The organism is Cryobacterium sp. TMT3-29-2 (genome assembly GCF_004564305.1).
Taxonomy (GTDB): Bacteria; Actinomycetota; Actinomycetes; order Actinomycetales; family Microbacteriaceae; genus Cryobacterium; species Cryobacterium sinapicolor.
Map to the genome: position 1 here is coordinate 1 of NZ_SOGK01000118.1, position 16,886 is coordinate 16,886.

The window sequence follows — 16,886 nt, forward strand, 5'->3', positions numbered from 1 at the left end:
GGGAGTTTCGTGCCGGGGGCCAGGACTCCGCCGGTAATCGCTTCGGCGATGCGGCGCTCCACCAGCGCCGCCCGTCCCGCGTCGCCGATGGGCTGGAACACGGCGCTCTGCAGACGCGAGGGCTCGCCCCGCCGGGAGGGCGTCGTGGATGCGGGCACGGCCTCATTCTCCCTCACTCCGTCGGTGCCGCGACGGATACTCCGCAAAATAAAGTTAATCTGCTTGAAACAAAACCTATGGAACTATAGGTTTATTCTCAACCTCTTAGACCACCGTCGTTCCAAGGAGTCATTGACCAATGGCACAGTTTGGCCGCGCATTGCTGGAAGCAGCATCAGCTGCTTCCCCCGCCCCCAAGGGCGTCAGCCTGCACTCCGTCACCAAGGTGTTCGGGGATGTCGTCGCCGTCGCAGAGCTCAACCTTGAAGTTCACGCCGGGGAGTTCTTCTCTATGCTCGGGCCCTCTGGTTCAGGCAAGACCACGGTTCTGCGCATGATTGCCGGCTTCGAGGACGCCACGAGCGGCACTATCGAGCTCGATGGCGTCGACGTCACCCGCATGGCCCCGTTCGACCGCAACGTGAACACGGTCTTCCAGGACTACGCGCTGTTTCCCCACCTGACGATCGCCGAGAATGTCGGCTACGGGCTGCGGGTGCGCAGGATGGGCAAGTCCGAAACGGTGGAACGGGTCGAGCGGGCCCTGAAGCAGGTGCGCCTCGCGCACACCGCCGACCGCCTGCCTCACCAGCTCTCCGGCGGGCAGCGGCAGCGCATTGCGCTGGCCCGCGCACTGATCCTGCAGCCCAGCGTGCTGCTGCTTGACGAGCCGCTCGGCGCTCTCGACAAGCAGCTGCGCGAAGAGATGCAGGTCGAACTCAAGCAGATCCAGCGCGAGGTCGGCATCACCTTCATCTTCGTCACCCACGACCAGGAGGAGGCCCTCACCCTCAGCGACCGCGTCGCCGTGTTTAACAACGGTCGGATCGAACAGGTTGGAACGCCCAACGAGGTCTACGAGTTTCCTCAGACTTCGTTCGTAGCCGGATTCCTGGGGATCTCGAACCTCATCGCCCCGGCCCACGCCAGCGTCATCACCGGAATAGACAAGCTCATCAGCGTGCGCCCGGAGCGGGTGCGACTCGCCGATGCGGCTTCTGCCGTCGCCGCCAACGAGACCTCCGTGCTCGGCACCGTCTACGAAACCGTCTACACCGGCCCGACCACGCGGTACATCATCGAGACTGCTGCCGGCCTGCGACTCACCGCCGAACGCCACAACGACCACCACCCCACGGCGGCGGCCGCCTTCGGCCGCGGCGATGCCGTGCGCGCCATCTGGAAGACCGATCACGTGTCGATCGTCCCTTGAGCCGAACGACCATCACGACACCAACCCTGCACCACGAATCACTAGGAGAGTTCCATGAAGAAGAAGTACATGCTGCTTCCCGCGATGATGGCAGCGGCAACGCTGGTGCTCGTCGGCTGCAGCGGCACCGGTGACACGGAGAACGGCGACCCAGCAACCGGCGGCCTCAGTATCGACGTTCCTGACGTGCCCATGATGGACAAGCTGGGAAAGGCTGAGGGCGAGGTGAACATCGTCGCGTGGAGTGGATTCGTCGAGCCGGCATGGTCCGAGCAGTTCACCGAAGAAACCGGATGCGCCGTCAACCGTCGCGTCGCAGGCACGAGCGACGAGATGGTCACGCTTATGCGGACCGGAGACTACGACCTCGTCTCGGCCTCCGGCGATGCGAGCCTGCGCCTGATCGCCGGCGGCGACGTCGCGCCGATCAACATCGACCTGATCCCCAACTTCGGCGACGACACGGTCAAGGGAATGCAGGGCCAGATCTACGACACGATCAACGGCAAGAGCTATGGCGTTCCGATCGGCCGCGGTGCGAACATCCTGCAGTACAACAGCGAAATCGTCACCGAAGCGCCCACGAGCTGGGATGTCGTGTGGGAGGAAGACAGCCCCTACGCCGGCGAGATCATCGCCTATGACGCCCCGATCTACATCGCCGACGCCGCCGTGTACCTGATGACGCACGAACCCGATCTGGGCATCACCAACCCGTACGCACTCGACCAGAAGCAGCTTGACGCCGCCATCGAGCTGCTCAAGACGCAGAACGGAATCGTCAGCGAGTACTGGGCCGACCCGGTCGCCCAGATCACCTCGTACGCCGGTGCAACGTCAGTCGTGGGAACCTCGTGGGAGATCCTGCGCAAGCTTACCGAGGACGAGAAGTTCAAGAGCGTGCTGCCCGAAGAGGGCTCTACCGGCTGGGCAGACGCCTGGATGATTTCGGCCGAGGCGAAGAACCCCAACTGCGGCTACCTGTGGATGGACTACACCAGCTCCGCCAAGGTCAACGGCGCGATCGCGATGGGCTTCGGTATGGCCCCGGCCAATGGCGCGTTCTGCGAGACCAGCGAAGAGGCCGCAGCGCACTGCGAGTACTTCCACGCCACCGACGAGGAGTACTTCGAGAACGTCTGGTTCTGGACCACTCCACTCGAGCAGTGCATCGACGGACGTACCGACATCACCTGCACCAACTTCCAGCAGTGGACGGATGCCTGGCTCACCGTCAAGAGCTAGTCACCTTCCGGTGGGGCCCCGACCGGGGCCCCACCGACCCCCACCCGCATCCGCAAGCAGCTAAGGAATCACCGTGACCAGCACAGTGCCCCGCGTCACGCCAGCCGAGCCGGGCCGCGTCAAGACACACGGCCCGGGCCGGGTCCAACCCGCCGGCAGAAACCCCCTCTCGACCCGGCTGCATCGCAGTCCGCGGCTGCGCCTGCTCGGGCTGCTGGCGTTGCCCCTGACCTGGCTCGTCGGCGTCTACATCTTCTCCCTCGTGATGCTCCTGATCACCGCGTTCTGGCGCACCGACCCGTTCACCTCCAAGGTCATCCCAGGTTTCACCTTCGACAACTTCGTACGGCTGGTCGAAAACCCCGCCTACCTCTCGACTTCGCTGCGCACACTGTCGATCGCATTGCTGGTGACCCTCCTCAGCGTCATGTTCTCCATCCCGCTGGGCATCTTCATGGCCAAAGTGGCGTCGCCCTGGCTGCGTGCCTTCTTGGCCGTCGCCATCACCCTGCCGCTCTGGGCGGGCTACCTGGTGAAGATCCTCGCCATGCGAATCACGTTCACCGAGAACGGCTTCTTCAACTCGGCCCTCGAACCCCTCGGCCTCAGCGGTCCCGGATTCAGCTACACGACCGTGGTCCTCACCCTCACCTACCTCTGGTTCCCCTACATGGCCCTGCCCGTCTACACCGCAGTGCGCCAGATCCCGGCCAACCTCTTCGACGCGTCGGCCGACTTGGGAGCGCGGAGCTGGACCACCATCCGCACCGTCGTCGTGCCCCTGCTCAAGCCCGCCGTCATCGCCGGATCGATCTTCACCTTCTCGCTCAGCCTCGGCGACTATCTCGCCGCCAAGTTCGTGGGCGGGTCAACCCAGATGATCGGCAGCGTGATCGCGTCGAACATCAACCTCAACCCGCCCATCGCGGCCGCCTTCTCGGTCGTGCCCATCGTTTTCGTGCTGGTCTACCTTTTCGCCGTTCGCAAGACCGGCGCACTGGAACGGATGTAGGAGCCCGCCATGCTGAGACTCACCCGCGGAGCCAAGATCGGCCTCGGCGCCATCGTCGCCGTCGTGCTCGTGTTCATGTACATCCCCCTTTCCCTCGTCGTACTCAACTCATTCAACGTCGCCCGGATCGCCACCTGGCCGGTGACGGACTTCTCACTCAACTGGTGGGTGGTCGCTTTCACCAGCGAGCCCATCCGTGCCGCCCTACTCAACTCGATCGTCGTCGGCCTCGGCGCCACCGCGATGGCACTGGTGCTCGGCACGCTCACCGCATTCGCGCTGCAGCGCTACAGCTTCTTCGGCAAGCAGACTGTCAACCTGCTCGTCGTGCTCCCCATCGCACTGCCCGGAATCGTCACGGGTGTCGCCCTCAGCAACACCTACAACAATCTTCTCGAACCCATCGGCATCCAGATCGGATACTTCGGCATGATCGTTGCCCACGCCACCTTCTGCATGGTCATGGTCTTCAACAACGTACTTGCCCGACTGCGGCGAATGAGCCCGAACCTGCAGGAGGCCTCGATGGACCTCGGGGCCGGGCTCTGGCAGACCTTCAGAATCATCACCTTCCCCCAATTTCGCACCGCCTTCGTCGCCGGCGGCCTCTTGGCGTTCGCCCTCAGTTTCGACGAGGTCGTGGTGACCATCTTCACGGCACCGCCGGGAGTAGACACGCTGCCGCTGTGGATCATGAACCAGATGGCCCGCCCCAACGAGGCCAGCGTCGTCAACGTTGTTGCCACCGTCATAATCCTTGCTTCGTTCATCCCCGTCTACGTGTCGCAGCGGCTCTCGCGCGCTGAAGAAGAAGACTGAACCTCGACCCGGTCCAGAGCCGTTTCTTCTCGGCGCTCTGTGGCGGCGTTCCGTGATCGCTATTTGGTGGCGTCGCTGGTCAGAGTCTGGTCGGCGGATTGATCGCCATTCCGCTCGCCGCCGAAATCGCTGAGGTCCTGCTTGATCTGCATGAAATGTTGCGCAATCGACGAAGTCATTGACGTTTCAATGCGGTCCTGATTTTGCTTAAACTCATCAATGACCAATTTGGGCACGATGGGTACGACGTGCCTTTGGTGTGAAAGGACGCGAAGCGCCACGATCCAACGCTGTCCGTCACGGCGCTTGGCCAGGTCGAGCCAGGTCGACGTTGCTACGAGTATGTGCAGCATTTATCCACGGTATCGGGGGTTAGTGGCGCAGGCCCCTGGGAGGGCCAGGCGTCCGACAGGTGATCCTTGAACGAGGCACTTGCAAAGTTGAGTCCGTTATGTTGGCGTGATGGAGTTCACCGCTGAAGCAATCTTGTTCGACATCGATGGCACACTCGTTGACTCGACCCCCGTAGTCGAGCGGACTTGGCGATCGTGGGCGAGCCACCACGATGTGGACATTGAGGAGGTGCTGCGCGTATGTCATGGCCGCCGCTCCGAAGACACCGTCGCGATGTTCGTTCCCGAGGAGGACCGTGCAGCGGCGACGCTCGAACTAGAGCAGCTCGAGCTGCATGACCTCGACGACGTAACCGCTCTCCCAGCAGCCGCACGCCTGCTCGCGAGCCTCCCTGCCGATCGTTGGGCGGCGGTGACGTCCGGCTCGCAACAGCTCATGCGTGCTCGGCTCGCAGTAGCTGGACTGCCCGTTCCCGCTGTGCTGATCGCGGCTGATGACGTCACCGAGGGCAAGCCCAGCCCGCAGGGCTACCGGCTTGCCGCGGAAAGACTCGGCGTGGACATTCGCCGGTGCATCGTCGTCGAAGACGCACCAGCTGGCATCGATGCTGGTCTTGCCTCCGAGGCAGCCGCGACGATCGCCGTGAGCACGTCGCATGACGCTGCGCATCTGCCGGCGGCGACCGTGGTCGTCCGTGACCTCTCAGCACTGGACGTCACCACCGAGAACGGCTCGCTTCGCGTCGTGGCGAACGCCGCCTAACGCCGCTACCCGCCCTCCCGTCGGCTTCGGCGGCCAATCAGCCGAAGATAGTGGCGGCCGACGGATCGCGGTGCAGTGGAAGCAGTAACCGCAAGCGGGAGGAAAGGACTGAAAACCCTCAGGCGGCACCAAGCGCCTCGATAGCCACATCCCAGGAGTAAGCCGCGATCGCTTTTTCGAACTCGGGACATTCCGAGGTCGAGCGCAACCTGTGCCGTTGTCTCGCCACTTTCTATAAGTCCTCTGGCGTTGCGAATTTGGCTGTCAGTGATGAGCTGCGGTCGGCCGTCCAGATCCTTGCCGGCGTCGCGGCGCTTGTTGATCGAGTCGACCACACGCTCTCGCTTGATTTCGTGTTCCATATGACCGAGTGCCGCCATCATCGTGAACATTATGGTTCCCATCGGTGTGGCCGTATCGGCATTGCCGCCGCCCCAAGTTCAGCACGCGAAGGCCGGCACCTCGCCCGCGGAGCCCTTTGGCGAATCCACGACTATCTGGGAGCCATCGCGCTACAACGCGGCGCGGGAACGCGCGCAAGCATGGCCGCCAAAGTGTCACCGCCAAAGTGTCAAAGGGAGAGTGCAAGACAAGGCCATCGGACATCGTGCGCGGGCCAACCTGCCACCCGGTGGTGCAAAAGCCCGCGTCCCCACTGAAAGGTTCGGTTGTCCTGTAAAGTCTCGGGATTTGCAGAACCGATGTGTGACGGCTTACGACAGCGTCGAACTGAGCAGGAGACTCGTCTCGCTGTTGACGACGCCCTCGACGGAGCGAATCTGGCCGAGTAACCGGTCGAAGTTGCTCAGCGTGTCGGTCCGGATCTCGGCCACCAGGTCCCAGCCGCCGTTCGTGCTGTGTAGCGCCCGGACTTCGGGAAAGCCGCGAAGTTGGCTGATCGCCCGATCTGTTGAGCGCCCCTCGACCTCGATGAGCGCGATCGCCCGGATCGAGTCGGGATCCCGCTCTTCGCGAACCCGGACGGAGAATCCGAGGACGGTGCCCGAGTCCAGCAGTCGCTGCAGCCGGATGTTCACCGTTGCCCTCGTGACTCCGAGGTCATGGGCGAGCGTGGTAACGGGGGTTCGTCCGTCCGCCCGCAGCGCGCCGATTAGGCGGCGATCGAGGTCATCGAGCGTATGCATGATTCACACTGTACAGCCAAGGTAACCATCCTAAAAGATTGATGGAGCATATTGGCTCGTTCTGCTCGTTACGCGTGCACATTGCCCGGTCATAGGCTGATTACAGAAAACAAAGAGAAAGTTGTCGTGGTGCGTTTTATGAACGTAAAGAACATCACCGCCCGGCCGTTCGGCTTCGACGTCGTCGTGGTAGCGAGCGTGCGGGACGCGGTGGCGGGGGCCGACATCATCACTACCTCGATTACTGATAAGACCCAGGCGGCGGGGCGCACGCACTACGACTAGATCGCCATCTTCGACTCCGTCGATTTTGCCGTCGAGGACTTGTCGGTGGTGCGCTACCTGCGCGATTCTGTCGCCGGCGCCTCATTCTTCGTCGTACTCGATCTGATCGCCGGTCCCTTCGATCCCAAGAACCTCTTGGGTCTGGTCGCTGACGTCATTGTCTCGATTTCTGCTCGGCCGTAAGCGATGGCTCTTTGGGGCGGTGATCGGCGTGCCATCAATGTTAAGTTCAACCACTGCGTTTCTTGAAATCTGATCAGGCATTGCCCTGCGTCGGTTTCTGTCACGCTCCACTCAAGAACATCCGTGAACTCGCCACTTGGTTCTCTCGGCCGCTAAGCCCGGAAAACTTTCGCCCTGACGATCGGATGTCACATATCCGTATCAACGCCGGAGGTCATCATGGTCCAATCAAGTTCCGAGGTCGGGTCTGTCCCGACCGAGCCCGAGGGGCGTACAACCGAACGCGCCCTGTCTTTGCCTCAGTCGACTGCACTGATTATGGGCAGTATCATCGGTGTCGGTATCTTCTCGCTGCCCTACGCATTAGCGTCGTATGGCCCGATCAGCCTGGTCGCCATGGGCCTCGCCACCGTCGGGGCGGTCGCACTTGCGTTGATGTTCGCGGTGATGTCGCGACGCCTGCCCGCTGCCGGCGGACCGTATGCCTATGCACGCTCAGGGTTCGGCAACGCGGCCGGGTTCGTTAACGCCTGGTCCTACTGGATCACGGCATGGGCGGGCAACGCGGCGATCGTCGTCGGTTGGGTGTACTACGTCGAGCACTTCCTCAACAAGGACGGCGCGGTCGGCTGGTCCATCCTGATCGCCCTCGTCGGGTTGTGGATCCCGGCGGTGATCAACCTGACTGGCGTGCGCGCGATGGGTTCGGTCCAAGTCTGGACGACGGTGCTGAAGTTCATCCCGCTGGCCATCATGTCGACCGTCGGGTTGTTCTTCATCAAGGCGGGGAACTTCACGCCGTGGAACCTCAGCGGTGACAGCAGCCTGTCGGCGATCGGTGGAGCGATGGCGATCGCACTGTTCAGCTATTTGGGCGTCGAGACCGCGGCCGTTGCCGCGGCGAAGGTCCGCGATCCCGAACGGAATGTCCCGAAGGCGACCATCTACGGCACGCTCGCTAGCGCCATCGTTTACCTGCTGTCGATGGTTGCCGTGTTCGGCATCGTGCCCGCCTCGCAGCTGGCTATGGACGTGAACAAGGCGTCCTACTCCGTCGCGGCCAACTCGATCGTCGGCGGCGGTTCCTGGGCCGGGGACTTGGTGGCGTTGGCCGTCATCGTCTCCGGTATCGGCGCGCTGAACGGCTGGACAATGATCTGTGCGGAGATGCCGTTGGCTGCTGCGAAGGACGGGCTGTTCCCGGCGCGGTTCGGGAGCCTGTCGCGTCGCCGGGTTCCGGCATTCGGGATCATCGCGTCCACCGCGCTGGCGTCGGTCGCCGTGGTGATCAGCTATCTGGGAACCAGCGGCTCAACGGTGTTTACCACCCTGGTCCTAATGACCGGGATCACGGCGGCCGTGCCCTACGCATTCTCCGCCTTGGTCCAGATCAAATGGCGTTGGCGGGACAGCCACCCAGTCCACACGCCGAGGTTCGCGTTCGATGTGTCGGTGGCGGTCGTGGCGCTGATCTTCTCGGTCGCCTTCATCTACTACTCCAGGAACACCAGCGACTTGTGGTACGTCGTCTGGGGCCCGTTCCTGATGGCCGGCGGCGCGTTCGTCGTCGGGATCCCGGTCTACCTTGCGCAGCGGCACTGGATGACTAAGCCGGCCCCCGTGCCCGAGTACCGCTAACCATTTACACCATCAATACAGTAAGGAATAGCCATGCCATTTCGTGTTGAATCCGAGGTAGGAGTGCTGCGCCAGGTGATCGTCCACCGGCCGGGTCTCGAGCTCAGTCGGCTGACCCCGGACAACGTCGACGACCTGCTCTTCGACGACGTCATGTGGGCCGATCGCGCTAGGGAAGAGCACGACGCGTTCGTCGGCCAGCTCAGAGAGCGCAACGTGACGGTGCATTACTTCCGCGAACTGCTTGCCGCGGCGCTGGACGCGCCGGGTGCCCGGGAGTTCCTGCAGAAGTGTCTGACCACGGCCATCCGGTTCGGGCCCGCGCTGGACAAGCCGCTGGAGCGGATCGTCGACCAAACGTCGTCGGAGGTCCTTTCCCAGCTCCTGATCGGGGGCGTGCTTAAGAGTGACGTCATGCCGATGCTGCACACGCCCAGCCTTCTGATGGAGTCTCTCGGCATCGATGACTTCCTGCTGCGGCCCCTGCCGAACCACCTGTTCCAGCGCGATAACTCGGCCTGGATGTACGGCGCCCTGAGCATCAACCCAATGGCCAAGCGGGCACGCAAACGTGAGACCATCAACTCCCGCCTGATCTACAAGTTCCACCCGATGTTCCGCGACGCCGGGCTGGAGATCGTCTACGGCGACGATTCCCTGCCCCACGAGCCCGCTACCGTCGAGGGCGGCGACGTGCTCGTGATCGGCAATGGGGTGCTGATGATCGGGATGGGCGAGCGGACCTCGCCCCAGGGGGTCGAGACACTGGCACGACTGCTCTTCCAGGGCGGCCATGTCCGCCAGGTGATCGTCGTCGAGCTGCCGAAAGAGCGGGCGTTCATGCACCTGGACACCGCCATGACAATGGTCGACAGCGACGCGTTCTCCCTGTATCCGTACCTGCCCGAAACGCTGCGCGCGTTCGTGCTCACCCCGGTGGGGTCCGGCGGCGACTACGACATCACGGAGCACACGGACCTGTTTCCTCTCGTGGCCGAGGCCCTCGGCGTCGACAAGGTTCGGGTCCTGCGCACCCCAATCGATCGCGCGGGTGCGCAGCGAGAGCAGTGGAACGATGGGAACAACTTCCTCGCCGTTTCCCCCGGCGTCGTGCTGGGTTATGAGCGGAACACTACCGCCAATCGATACCTCGCCGACGAGGGCATCGAAGTCGTACCCGTCGTGGGATCCGAGCTCGGCCGCGGCCGCGGCGGTCCGCGATGTCTGTCCTGTCCAATCGAAAGAGATGCGGTGATCCTGTGAGCTTTAACCTGCACAACCGGAGTTTCCTTAAGGAAGTCGACTTCACCCCGAAGGAGTGGAAGTTCCTCCTCGGCCTGGCCGCGGACCTCAAGGCAGCCAAATACGCCGGCACCGAGCTGCCGCGGCTAACCGGAAAGAACATCGCCCTCATCTTCGAGAAGACCTCCACCCGGACCCGCTGCGCCATGGAGGTCGCCGCGCACGACCAGGGCGCCCACGTGACCTACCTCGATCCGAGCGGGTCACAGATGGGGCACAAAGAGTCCGTTAAGGACACCGCGCGGGTGCTGGGCGGGATGTTCGACGCCATCGAGTACCGCGGCTCGGCGCAGACCAACGTCGAGACACTGGCCGCGTCGTCGGGTGTGCCGGTGTGGAACGGGTTGACGGACGAGTGGCATCCCACCCAGGCGCTGTGCGACATGCTCACGATGCGCGAGCACTCCACCAAGAACGACCACGAGATCGCTTTCGCGTACCTCGGAGACGCGCACAACAACGTCGCGAACTCGCTGCTGGTGGCAGGGGCACTGATGGGCATGGACGTGCGTATCGTGGCCCCCCGTCAGCTGTGGAACACCGACGAGGTGATCGCGGCCGCCCAGACGATCGCAGAGAGCACGGGCGCGCGGCTGACCCACACTGAGGACGTCGCCGAGGGCGTGGCCGGGGTCGACTTCATCTACACCGACATCTGGGTTTCCATGGGCGAGCCCAAGGAAACGTGGGACGAACGCATCGCCGCCCTGCTTCCCTACCAGGTCACCAAGGACGTCCTGGCTAAGACCAGCAACCCCGACGTCAAGTTCATGCACTGCCTGCCGGCATTCCACGACCGGAACACGGCCGTCGGAGAACAGCTGTTCAAGCAGACCGGCCTCGGCGAGCTTGAGGTCACGGACGAGGTGTTCGAGTCGTCCAGCTCCATCGTGTTCGCTCAGGCCGAGAACCGCATGCACTCGATCAAGGCGATCATGGTCGCCACCCTGGGTTCCTGATGCGCATCGTGGTCGCTCTCGGCGGCAACGCGCTCCAGGAGCGCGGCGCCCCCATGACGGTGCAAAACCAGCGTGCCAACGTCGCTAAGGCGTGCGCCGCGCTCGCGCCAATCGCCCAGGAGCATCAGCTGGTGATCTCCCATGGCAACGGGCCGCAGGTCGGGTTGCTCGCGCTCCAGGCAGCCGCCTACGACCACACGTCCGAGTACCCTTTCGACGTCCTGGGCGCCCAGACCGAGGGAATGATCGGGTACATGATCGAACAGGAACTCGGCAACCGACTCCCGTTCGAAAAGTCGATCGCGACGATCCTGACAATGACCGAGGTGGACCCGGCGGACCCGGCGTTCACCGACCCGACGAAGTTTGTCGGGCCGGTGTACGACGCCGACGAGGCGCGTCGCCTGGCGGTGCTGTGGGGGTGGGTCGTCAAGCCCGACGGCGACCAATGGCGTCGGGTGGTGCCCTCGCCCATGCCGCAGCGGATCTTCGAGCTGAGCACGATCGAAACGCTGGTGGCTGCCGACACGGTGGTGATTTGCGCCGGCGGCGGTGGCATACCCACCATGTACCAGCCCGGCTCCCGCAAACTCATCGGCGTCGACGCCGTGATCGACAAGGACCGGGCCAGCGCGGTGCTGGCCCGGGACCTCAAGGCCGACTCCCTAGTGATCGCCACCGATGCGGACGCCGTCTACACCGGCTGGGGGACGCCAGAACAGCGAGCTATCATGCTCGTCCACCCGGACACGCTCGCGGGCTTCGACTTCCCGGCGGGCTCGATGGGACCCAAGGTTGAGGCGGCGATCGACTTCGCCCTCAACACCGGTGGCGACGCCTTCATCGGATCCCTGACAGAATTGCCGGCGCTCCTGGACGGAACCGCGGGTACGCGGGTTTCCGTGACGGCCAACGGCGTGGCCTACCGCTGACCCCGCCGCGGGTCCCATGACGCCGGTCCACGGCGGCTGACGGGGATGACAGAAACCTGCTCGGGCCGACTCAACGGTCCGGGCAGGTGCGCGTACATGGCAGGTTGGGCAGCTCGGCCTTCTCTCGCAACCAGGTCATGATAGGAGGAACGACCTTGACAATGAAGTTGGCGATCGGAATCAAAACGCGAATCAGTTCGCCGATTTTCTCAACCAGCAACGTGCGTGGCTCGACGATGAAGCCCTCGCGTGTGAGCTTTCACGGAATCCCAATCCGCAACAAGAACATATAAGTTCGGCGATCCCATTGATCCTGACAAGGATAAGGAACGAAACCCGGGCTGGCCGCTAATCAGAGGACGCGCTTGCTTGCACGCGGCCTCGAACTCGACCTTGGAACCGGCCAGCACCGCAAAAAACGCATGAACAAGGATCATCCCCGCGGACTCTCAGACCTGCTCCGGAGCCATATCGACGGGAGGTCAGTGGGCCCCGCTTAGATTGCCCCGGTGGGTCCCACTTGGGTTGACAAAGCCAGAACTGATCATGGCACTGGCGATGAGCTGAATTGTCACCATGATGCGCGGACCAGGTGAGCCGTTGTGGTGGGCTCGCTGCCTGCGTAACACGACAATGGATCCTGCGTGGAGGGTTGCCGCGCTAAGCGTGAGTGCGACGCTGTGCTCGAGGCCGCCGATTTCGGCGCCGGTCTTACGGTAGGACGGTGATCCGTCCCTCCGTCGTCGCGTCGACGACGCCGAGCGACTTTGCGTGGGCCATGATCGCCTCCGCGTCGCTTGGCGCTCCCGAAGCTGGGACCAGCACTGATCCTCCCGAGAACCCGGCGACACCGTCGCCGCCACCGACGACGTAGTTTGTTACCGCTACCGAGTACGTGGATTCGACGTCGATTGGTTCCCCGGCGACCCGGACGTTGCTTACGCGTGAGCCGACGGCTGCACTGGGGGAGTAGGAGTAGGAAATCCCCGACACCTGGGGGAAGCCGCCTCCCAGAATGTCCACGTGTCCAACTCCCTGCTCGAGTGCTGCAACGATCCCGGCCCCGGACGCCTGCACCACCATGACTTTGTTATCGAAGGGTGCGATGGAGTACGCGTCCCGCGTGGTGAAGTCCGGCCCTGGTGCCTCTGCGCGCAGGCCACCACCATTCATCCACCCGATCTGGGTGCCGTGGTACGCGCGGAAGGCATCCGCTACCCAGTTGCCGAGAGCTGTTTCCTGGCGGCGGACGGCGTTATCAGGGTTGAGCAGCGGGGTCTGGACAGTGGCGAGGACCGTTGAGAGGTTGGCCGCCATATCGGCCTCGTAGAACTTCTCGAGCTGGCGCAGACTCGGGTCCGGGGTGACCGTGTGGTCCACCTCGATCACGGACGGGGCGACGATGTACTCGCCGCCCTTTTTGGTGATGTCGAGCCGGATGAGCGAGCCGATGTTTCCCTCGGGCGCCATCAGAGGGACCCTGCCGGAGTAGGAGATGACGGCCTCGTACTCAGCCATCTCCTCGCCGAAGATGGCATCGATCTCCGGTACGGCCTGCGCCAGCACCCGGTTGTCGTCCATCGAGTGCTGAGTCACTGCCACCACGACGTCTACCTTCTCCGTCGCTGTCATGTCGGCCACGGCGGCCCGTGCGGCTTCGACGGGATCGGTCTCGTCGAGCTGGTCGCTGGCCAAGGTCGTATCGATGGCGTCGGTCAGGCCGATGAAGCCCACTCGCACCTTGCCGATGCGCTGGACCTCCCACGTGCCTCCCGCCACGAACGGCTCGCCCTCAGCGTCGACCAGGTTGGAGGTGATCCACGGAAACTCCGACGCGGCAACGAGCTCGCGGGCGTTATCGATCCCGAAGTCGAAGTCGTGCTGGCCGAAGTTCGCGAGGTCTACGCCGATCTTGTTGAAGGCGTCGACCATCGGGAACCCCTTGTATAGCCCGCCGAAGAGCGTGCCTCCGGCCAGGTCACCGCCGAAGACGACGGATGTCGCTGGGTTGTCCTCACGCACCGTGTCGATCGCAGTGGAGAGACGGGCGACACCGCCGCGGTCCTGTCCACCGGAGAGTACCGGGCCGATCTCGTGGGCGTCGTTGAAATACACCAGGGTCGCGGAATTCGACGAACGCGGATTGTCGGCATCTGCGGCCTGATCGGGCGGGGCGGCCTGGGCCTGGGCCGGTGCAGACGCCGCCAGTACTATCGCAAGGGCCGGAATGGACAGGAGTCGGATCAGGGGGCGAGGCAAGGTGTGGTCCCTTCGAATTCGGAGCGTGGGTACCTGACCAAGGTCTCCGCAGGGTGTGAACGTAACCTCTCCTGCCAACGTCATTTCAACGTCGTACTGATTAACAACTGACTTCGCAATTTCGAGCGCGGCCGCTTCTGAGATAGCGGAACGCCTGATGGTCTGGTTGTTACTACACGGTGCTAGAACGGTGACGCCGACCGCCTCGCCCTAGAATGCAGCGAGTTCTCTTCGCGCGGCAACTCAAGGTCAGAGCAGCCGGAGACCCCGCCTCCGATTCGCTGCTGCCAGTAGCAGATGGCGTACTGGCCCGGCGGGGCGGAGATCTGGAAGCCGCCGTACTCTTCGAACCGAGTCACCGTGCCACCCAGCTCCGAGACGTCCGACTGACTCAGCGTCACCCCCAGGGTGGCCCACTTCCGTGGGTTGGCGAGCGGTTCGGCTCCCGTCGGCTCCCAGAAGGGCCCGTTCTTGACGGCGACCGGGAGGATCGCCTGTCCCTCCGCCGATCGCACAACCGCCCGGCAGTCCTTCCACGGCGGACGTCCCCGTCAAGCGCCAGACCAACCCGCCCGAGCTGACCGGATCGGGCCCGCAGGCCGTGAAGAGAGCCAACGCGAGGTCAACACGCCGCCCGCGAGAGCCGCACGGCCTGCAGCGGGGATCATCGGAAGACCACGTTGTACTCATACGCAGAGAGGTCGTCGAGGACGGCTCGGACGATCTTCGTGGTGCCGGCCCAAGATTTCGGCGTCGCCGCGTTAACGTGCCGTGCTGCCGGAGCGCACCGTGTCGTAGGTCGCACCGACATCGATGAACGCGCCGGAGACGCCCGTCGTGTCGCTCACGTGAGCGCCGGTAAGCGTCGCTGTGATCCGGTGGGTGCCCACGCGGAGCAGGTCCGCCCGCTGCATCAGTGAGGAGCCAGTCCTGAGCTGTCCGTGACCGGTGGACCGAGGCTAAGCACGCCTGTCTCCTCGTCGGAGGGTGAGTAGTCCGTCGACGACGTCAGCCACGTTCGGGGTTTGGTCCATGGCAACGTCGAAGGTGGTCTGCAGCCATTCGATGAGAGCGTCGGCGACTTTGTGCACCGGCTCGAATCGCTGCGGATTACTAACGCGGGAATACGTGTCTCCGGGCGGAGACGCTCCTCCCCATCGATTTCCATAATCAAGCGGGTGGCCCTGCTCATCCCGGTAGATCTCCACCGGGAACGTGGGGCGTCGATACTCTGTCATGTTCACAAACTATCTGTCAGCGTTCTGTTCACCGAGTAATCCGTCGGTCCGCAAATCGGGCGTCTCTTGATGCACCGGTGTCGTGAACCGGGGACTGCCTTGGTGCTCGCGCCCAAGGCTCGCAGGGGAAGCATCACGGGGCGTCCCTAGTCCCCCCTATGACGAGAATGGCGTCGCTCAAGCCATGGGTTATGAGGCACGTCAGCGTATTTCGGTTGGCGTCAATGCAGGGCAGCGCCGAGATGGACACCCGTAGGTGGAACCTTGTGCGGGTGTTTGTTGGTCAGTGGCCTGCGAGCTTGGCAGTCTTGCCGAGTGCTTGTCGAGATGCATCGGAGCCGGAGCCTTGGGTTGGGTCTGCGGGGCCGCGGCAATAGGCTGTGGCTAACCGAGGGGGACATCGGGGAATCGCTTTGGGGCCTCCGCTCGCATCCCACCTGTTCAAACAGTTACCTGATGTGGCCGGGACGGAGCTCAGGAAAGGATCCTCGCAGTGGAGATTGTGACCGCATTCGCCGGGGCCGTGCTCGCACTGGTCGTCTTTGGAATCGCGCTCTATGCGGTGATCCTGGCAACCAAGCTGTTCAGATATTGGCGACTGACTCGCTCTGCGGAGCGAGCTCGGAGAAGGCAAGAGCTTTCCGATGCGCGGATTCGCGATTCGCTTCAGGTGGCTGGATTCAAGGACTCGGAAATCGAAGATGCTCTCCGCAGCTCCGGGAGCGTTGGGCCACCGACAGCTCAGGAGTGAGACGCTGACGGGAACCCTGAGTAGGACAGCTACAACGTACAGGGAGTGGATCCCCAAACGCGTCGGCTGAGTCGCAGCGTGGGAACAACAGCTAGCGTGGGCGTTGTGACGCGCGTGTGGCTGACGAAATGGGAACGGGCGTGCTGTGGCGATGCTTTTGCGATCGGCGATGAGGTCGACTTCGGTATCGAGACACGAACGCCGCATGCTGCTCTCGCTGACGTGCTCGGGCCGGAACTCATCGATCAGGCCGGCGGACGGTAACGAGTGGCCGATGGTCGGCCGCGATCTCGGCTATGGTGCGTTCGCAGGAACTACGCCCTCTCGATACATGATCGAGATCGAGCCAGTTGCGAATACAGCGATGTTAACCTCGGCTCAAGGAGTTCGGCTGCGCATCGACGAAGAAGCCGAAGCGCTCCCTTCTGTTGAACAGTTCACTGTGCCACCGCCGGAGCAACGCCAACGTTCACTGGCGGGCTGGCTCGTCGACGTCCAGGAGCACACATAAGGTCTCCGCTCGCGGTCCCTCGACCGGGCAAGCGCCGGTATCTCGTCGCTCGGCGGGCGATTGGCCGGCGCGACGGCTGCGAACTCGCTGCGGGGACGGGACCCATCCGTCAGGGCGCG

Annotated in this window: 21 protein-coding genes and 1 pseudogene; 14 read left to right on the top strand and 8 right to left on the bottom strand. The window is 63.5% G+C overall.

Going from position 1 to position 16,886, the window contains the following annotated elements; translation table 11 throughout:
* Positions 1 to 298: 298 nt before the first annotated feature.
* The 4 genes from E3O67_RS13570 to E3O67_RS13585 all read left to right on the top strand — a co-directional run bounded on the left by E3O67_RS13570 (position 299) and on the right by E3O67_RS13585 (position 4,448).
* Positions 299 to 1,372, top strand: coding sequence for an ABC transporter ATP-binding protein (locus tag E3O67_RS13570; protein WP_134432527.1), 1,074 nt, complete (start codon positions 299 to 301; stop codon positions 1,370 to 1,372).
* A gap of 54 nt (positions 1,373 to 1,426) precedes the next feature.
* Positions 1,427 to 2,617, top strand: a complete 1,191-nt coding sequence (locus E3O67_RS13575; RefSeq protein ID WP_135102939.1) for an extracellular solute-binding protein — start codon at positions 1,427 to 1,429, stop codon at positions 2,615 to 2,617.
* A gap of 178 nt (positions 2,618 to 2,795) precedes the next feature.
* Positions 2,796 to 3,629 (top strand): ABC transporter permease, encoded by an 834-nt coding sequence (locus E3O67_RS13580; protein ID WP_370260490.1) that lies wholly within the window; start codon positions 2,796 to 2,798, stop codon positions 3,627 to 3,629.
* 9 nt (positions 3,630 to 3,638) lie between these two features.
* Positions 3,639 to 4,448 (top strand): ABC transporter permease, encoded by an 810-nt coding sequence (locus tag E3O67_RS13585; protein WP_134432523.1) that lies wholly within the window; start codon positions 3,639 to 3,641, stop codon positions 4,446 to 4,448.
* 59 nt (positions 4,449 to 4,507) lie between these two features.
* On the opposite strand, the gene E3O67_RS13590 is transcribed toward E3O67_RS13585, so the two are convergent.
* Positions 4,508 to 4,801, bottom strand: coding sequence for a hypothetical protein (locus E3O67_RS13590; protein WP_135102940.1), 294 nt, complete (start codon positions 4,799 to 4,801; stop codon positions 4,508 to 4,510).
* Between the two features lie 109 nt (positions 4,802 to 4,910).
* Here E3O67_RS13590 and E3O67_RS13595 point away from each other — a divergent pair, with 109 nt between their 5' ends.
* Positions 4,911 to 5,564 (top strand): HAD-IA family hydrolase, encoded by a 654-nt coding sequence (locus E3O67_RS13595; protein ID WP_135102941.1) that lies wholly within the window; start codon positions 4,911 to 4,913, stop codon positions 5,562 to 5,564.
* A 182-nt stretch (positions 5,565 to 5,746) separates the two neighbouring features.
* Here the strand turns inward: E3O67_RS13595 and E3O67_RS17525 are convergent.
* A pseudogene (locus tag E3O67_RS17525) lies at positions 5,747 to 6,050 on the bottom strand (recombinase family protein); the annotation flags it as partial.
* 227 nt (positions 6,051 to 6,277) lie between these two features.
* On the bottom strand, positions 6,278 to 6,709 hold the full coding sequence (locus E3O67_RS13605; protein ID WP_134432517.1) for an Lrp/AsnC family transcriptional regulator: 432 nt from the start codon (positions 6,707 to 6,709) through the stop codon (positions 6,278 to 6,280).
* A 138-nt stretch (positions 6,710 to 6,847) separates the two neighbouring features.
* Here E3O67_RS13605 and E3O67_RS13610 point away from each other — a divergent pair, with 138 nt between their 5' ends.
* The 6 genes from E3O67_RS13610 (at position 6,848) to arcC (ending at position 12,008) form a co-directional block, all read left to right on the top strand.
* Positions 6,848 to 6,994: a hypothetical protein gene (locus E3O67_RS13610; protein WP_134432515.1), complete on the top strand. Its 147-nt coding sequence runs from the start codon at positions 6,848 to 6,850 to the stop codon at positions 6,992 to 6,994.
* A gap of 45 nt (positions 6,995 to 7,039) precedes the next feature.
* Complete coding sequence (locus E3O67_RS17025) at positions 7,040 to 7,177, top strand: hypothetical protein (RefSeq protein WP_166787044.1); 138 nt, start codon at positions 7,040 to 7,042, stop codon at positions 7,175 to 7,177.
* Between the two features lie 219 nt (positions 7,178 to 7,396).
* Positions 7,397 to 8,815: an amino acid permease gene (locus tag E3O67_RS13615; protein WP_134432513.1), complete on the top strand. Its 1,419-nt coding sequence runs from the start codon at positions 7,397 to 7,399 to the stop codon at positions 8,813 to 8,815.
* A 33-nt stretch (positions 8,816 to 8,848) separates the two neighbouring features.
* On the top strand, positions 8,849 to 10,078 hold the full coding sequence (locus tag E3O67_RS13620) for an arginine deiminase (protein WP_134432511.1): 1,230 nt from the start codon (positions 8,849 to 8,851) through the stop codon (positions 10,076 to 10,078).
* Complete coding sequence (gene argF / locus E3O67_RS13625) at positions 10,075 to 11,076, top strand: ornithine carbamoyltransferase (RefSeq protein ID WP_134432509.1); 1,002 nt, start codon at positions 10,075 to 10,077, stop codon at positions 11,074 to 11,076. Before E3O67_RS13620 ends, argF begins: the two co-directional genes overlap by 4 nt.
* Positions 11,076 to 12,008 (top strand): carbamate kinase, encoded by a 933-nt coding sequence (gene arcC, locus E3O67_RS13630; protein ID WP_135102942.1) that lies wholly within the window; start codon positions 11,076 to 11,078, stop codon positions 12,006 to 12,008. Before argF ends, arcC begins: the two co-directional genes overlap by 1 nt.
* Before the next feature lie 209 nt (positions 12,009 to 12,217).
* On the opposite strand, the gene E3O67_RS13635 is transcribed toward arcC, so the two are convergent.
* The 5 genes from E3O67_RS13635 to E3O67_RS13650 all read right to left on the bottom strand — a co-directional run bounded on the left by E3O67_RS13635 (position 12,218) and on the right by E3O67_RS13650 (position 15,505).
* On the bottom strand, positions 12,218 to 12,445 hold the full coding sequence (locus E3O67_RS13635; protein WP_134432505.1) for an antibiotic biosynthesis monooxygenase: 228 nt from the start codon (positions 12,443 to 12,445) through the stop codon (positions 12,218 to 12,220).
* 274 nt (positions 12,446 to 12,719) lie between these two features.
* Positions 12,720 to 14,267, bottom strand: a complete 1,548-nt coding sequence (locus E3O67_RS13640; protein WP_135102943.1) for a bifunctional UDP-sugar hydrolase/5'-nucleotidase — start codon at positions 14,265 to 14,267, stop codon at positions 12,720 to 12,722.
* A 182-nt stretch (positions 14,268 to 14,449) separates the two neighbouring features.
* A complete protein-coding gene (locus E3O67_RS17270) occupies positions 14,450 to 14,782 on the bottom strand; it encodes a hypothetical protein (RefSeq protein WP_134432501.1) in 333 nt (110 codons plus the stop codon).
* A gap of 246 nt (positions 14,783 to 15,028) precedes the next feature.
* Positions 15,029 to 15,181, bottom strand: a complete 153-nt coding sequence (locus E3O67_RS17030) for a hypothetical protein (protein ID WP_167726647.1) — start codon at positions 15,179 to 15,181, stop codon at positions 15,029 to 15,031.
* Positions 15,182 to 15,226: 45 nt separating this feature from the next.
* Positions 15,227 to 15,505, bottom strand: coding sequence for a DUF6226 family protein (locus E3O67_RS13650; RefSeq protein ID WP_135102944.1), 279 nt, complete (start codon positions 15,503 to 15,505; stop codon positions 15,227 to 15,229).
* A gap of 493 nt (positions 15,506 to 15,998) precedes the next feature.
* On the opposite strand from E3O67_RS13650, the gene E3O67_RS13655 reads away from it, so the two are divergent.
* The 3 genes from E3O67_RS13655 (at position 15,999) to E3O67_RS13660 (ending at position 16,767) form a co-directional block, all read left to right on the top strand.
* Entirely contained in the window at positions 15,999 to 16,256 is a 258-nt protein-coding gene (locus E3O67_RS13655) for a hypothetical protein (protein WP_135102945.1), read from the top strand.
* A gap of 105 nt (positions 16,257 to 16,361) precedes the next feature.
* On the top strand, positions 16,362 to 16,520 hold the full coding sequence (locus tag E3O67_RS17035; RefSeq protein WP_167726649.1) for a DUF6578 domain-containing protein: 159 nt from the start codon (positions 16,362 to 16,364) through the stop codon (positions 16,518 to 16,520).
* Between the two features lie 67 nt (positions 16,521 to 16,587).
* Entirely contained in the window at positions 16,588 to 16,767 is a 180-nt protein-coding gene (locus E3O67_RS13660) for a hypothetical protein (RefSeq protein WP_135102946.1), read from the top strand.
* Positions 16,768 to 16,886 lie beyond the last annotated feature (119 nt).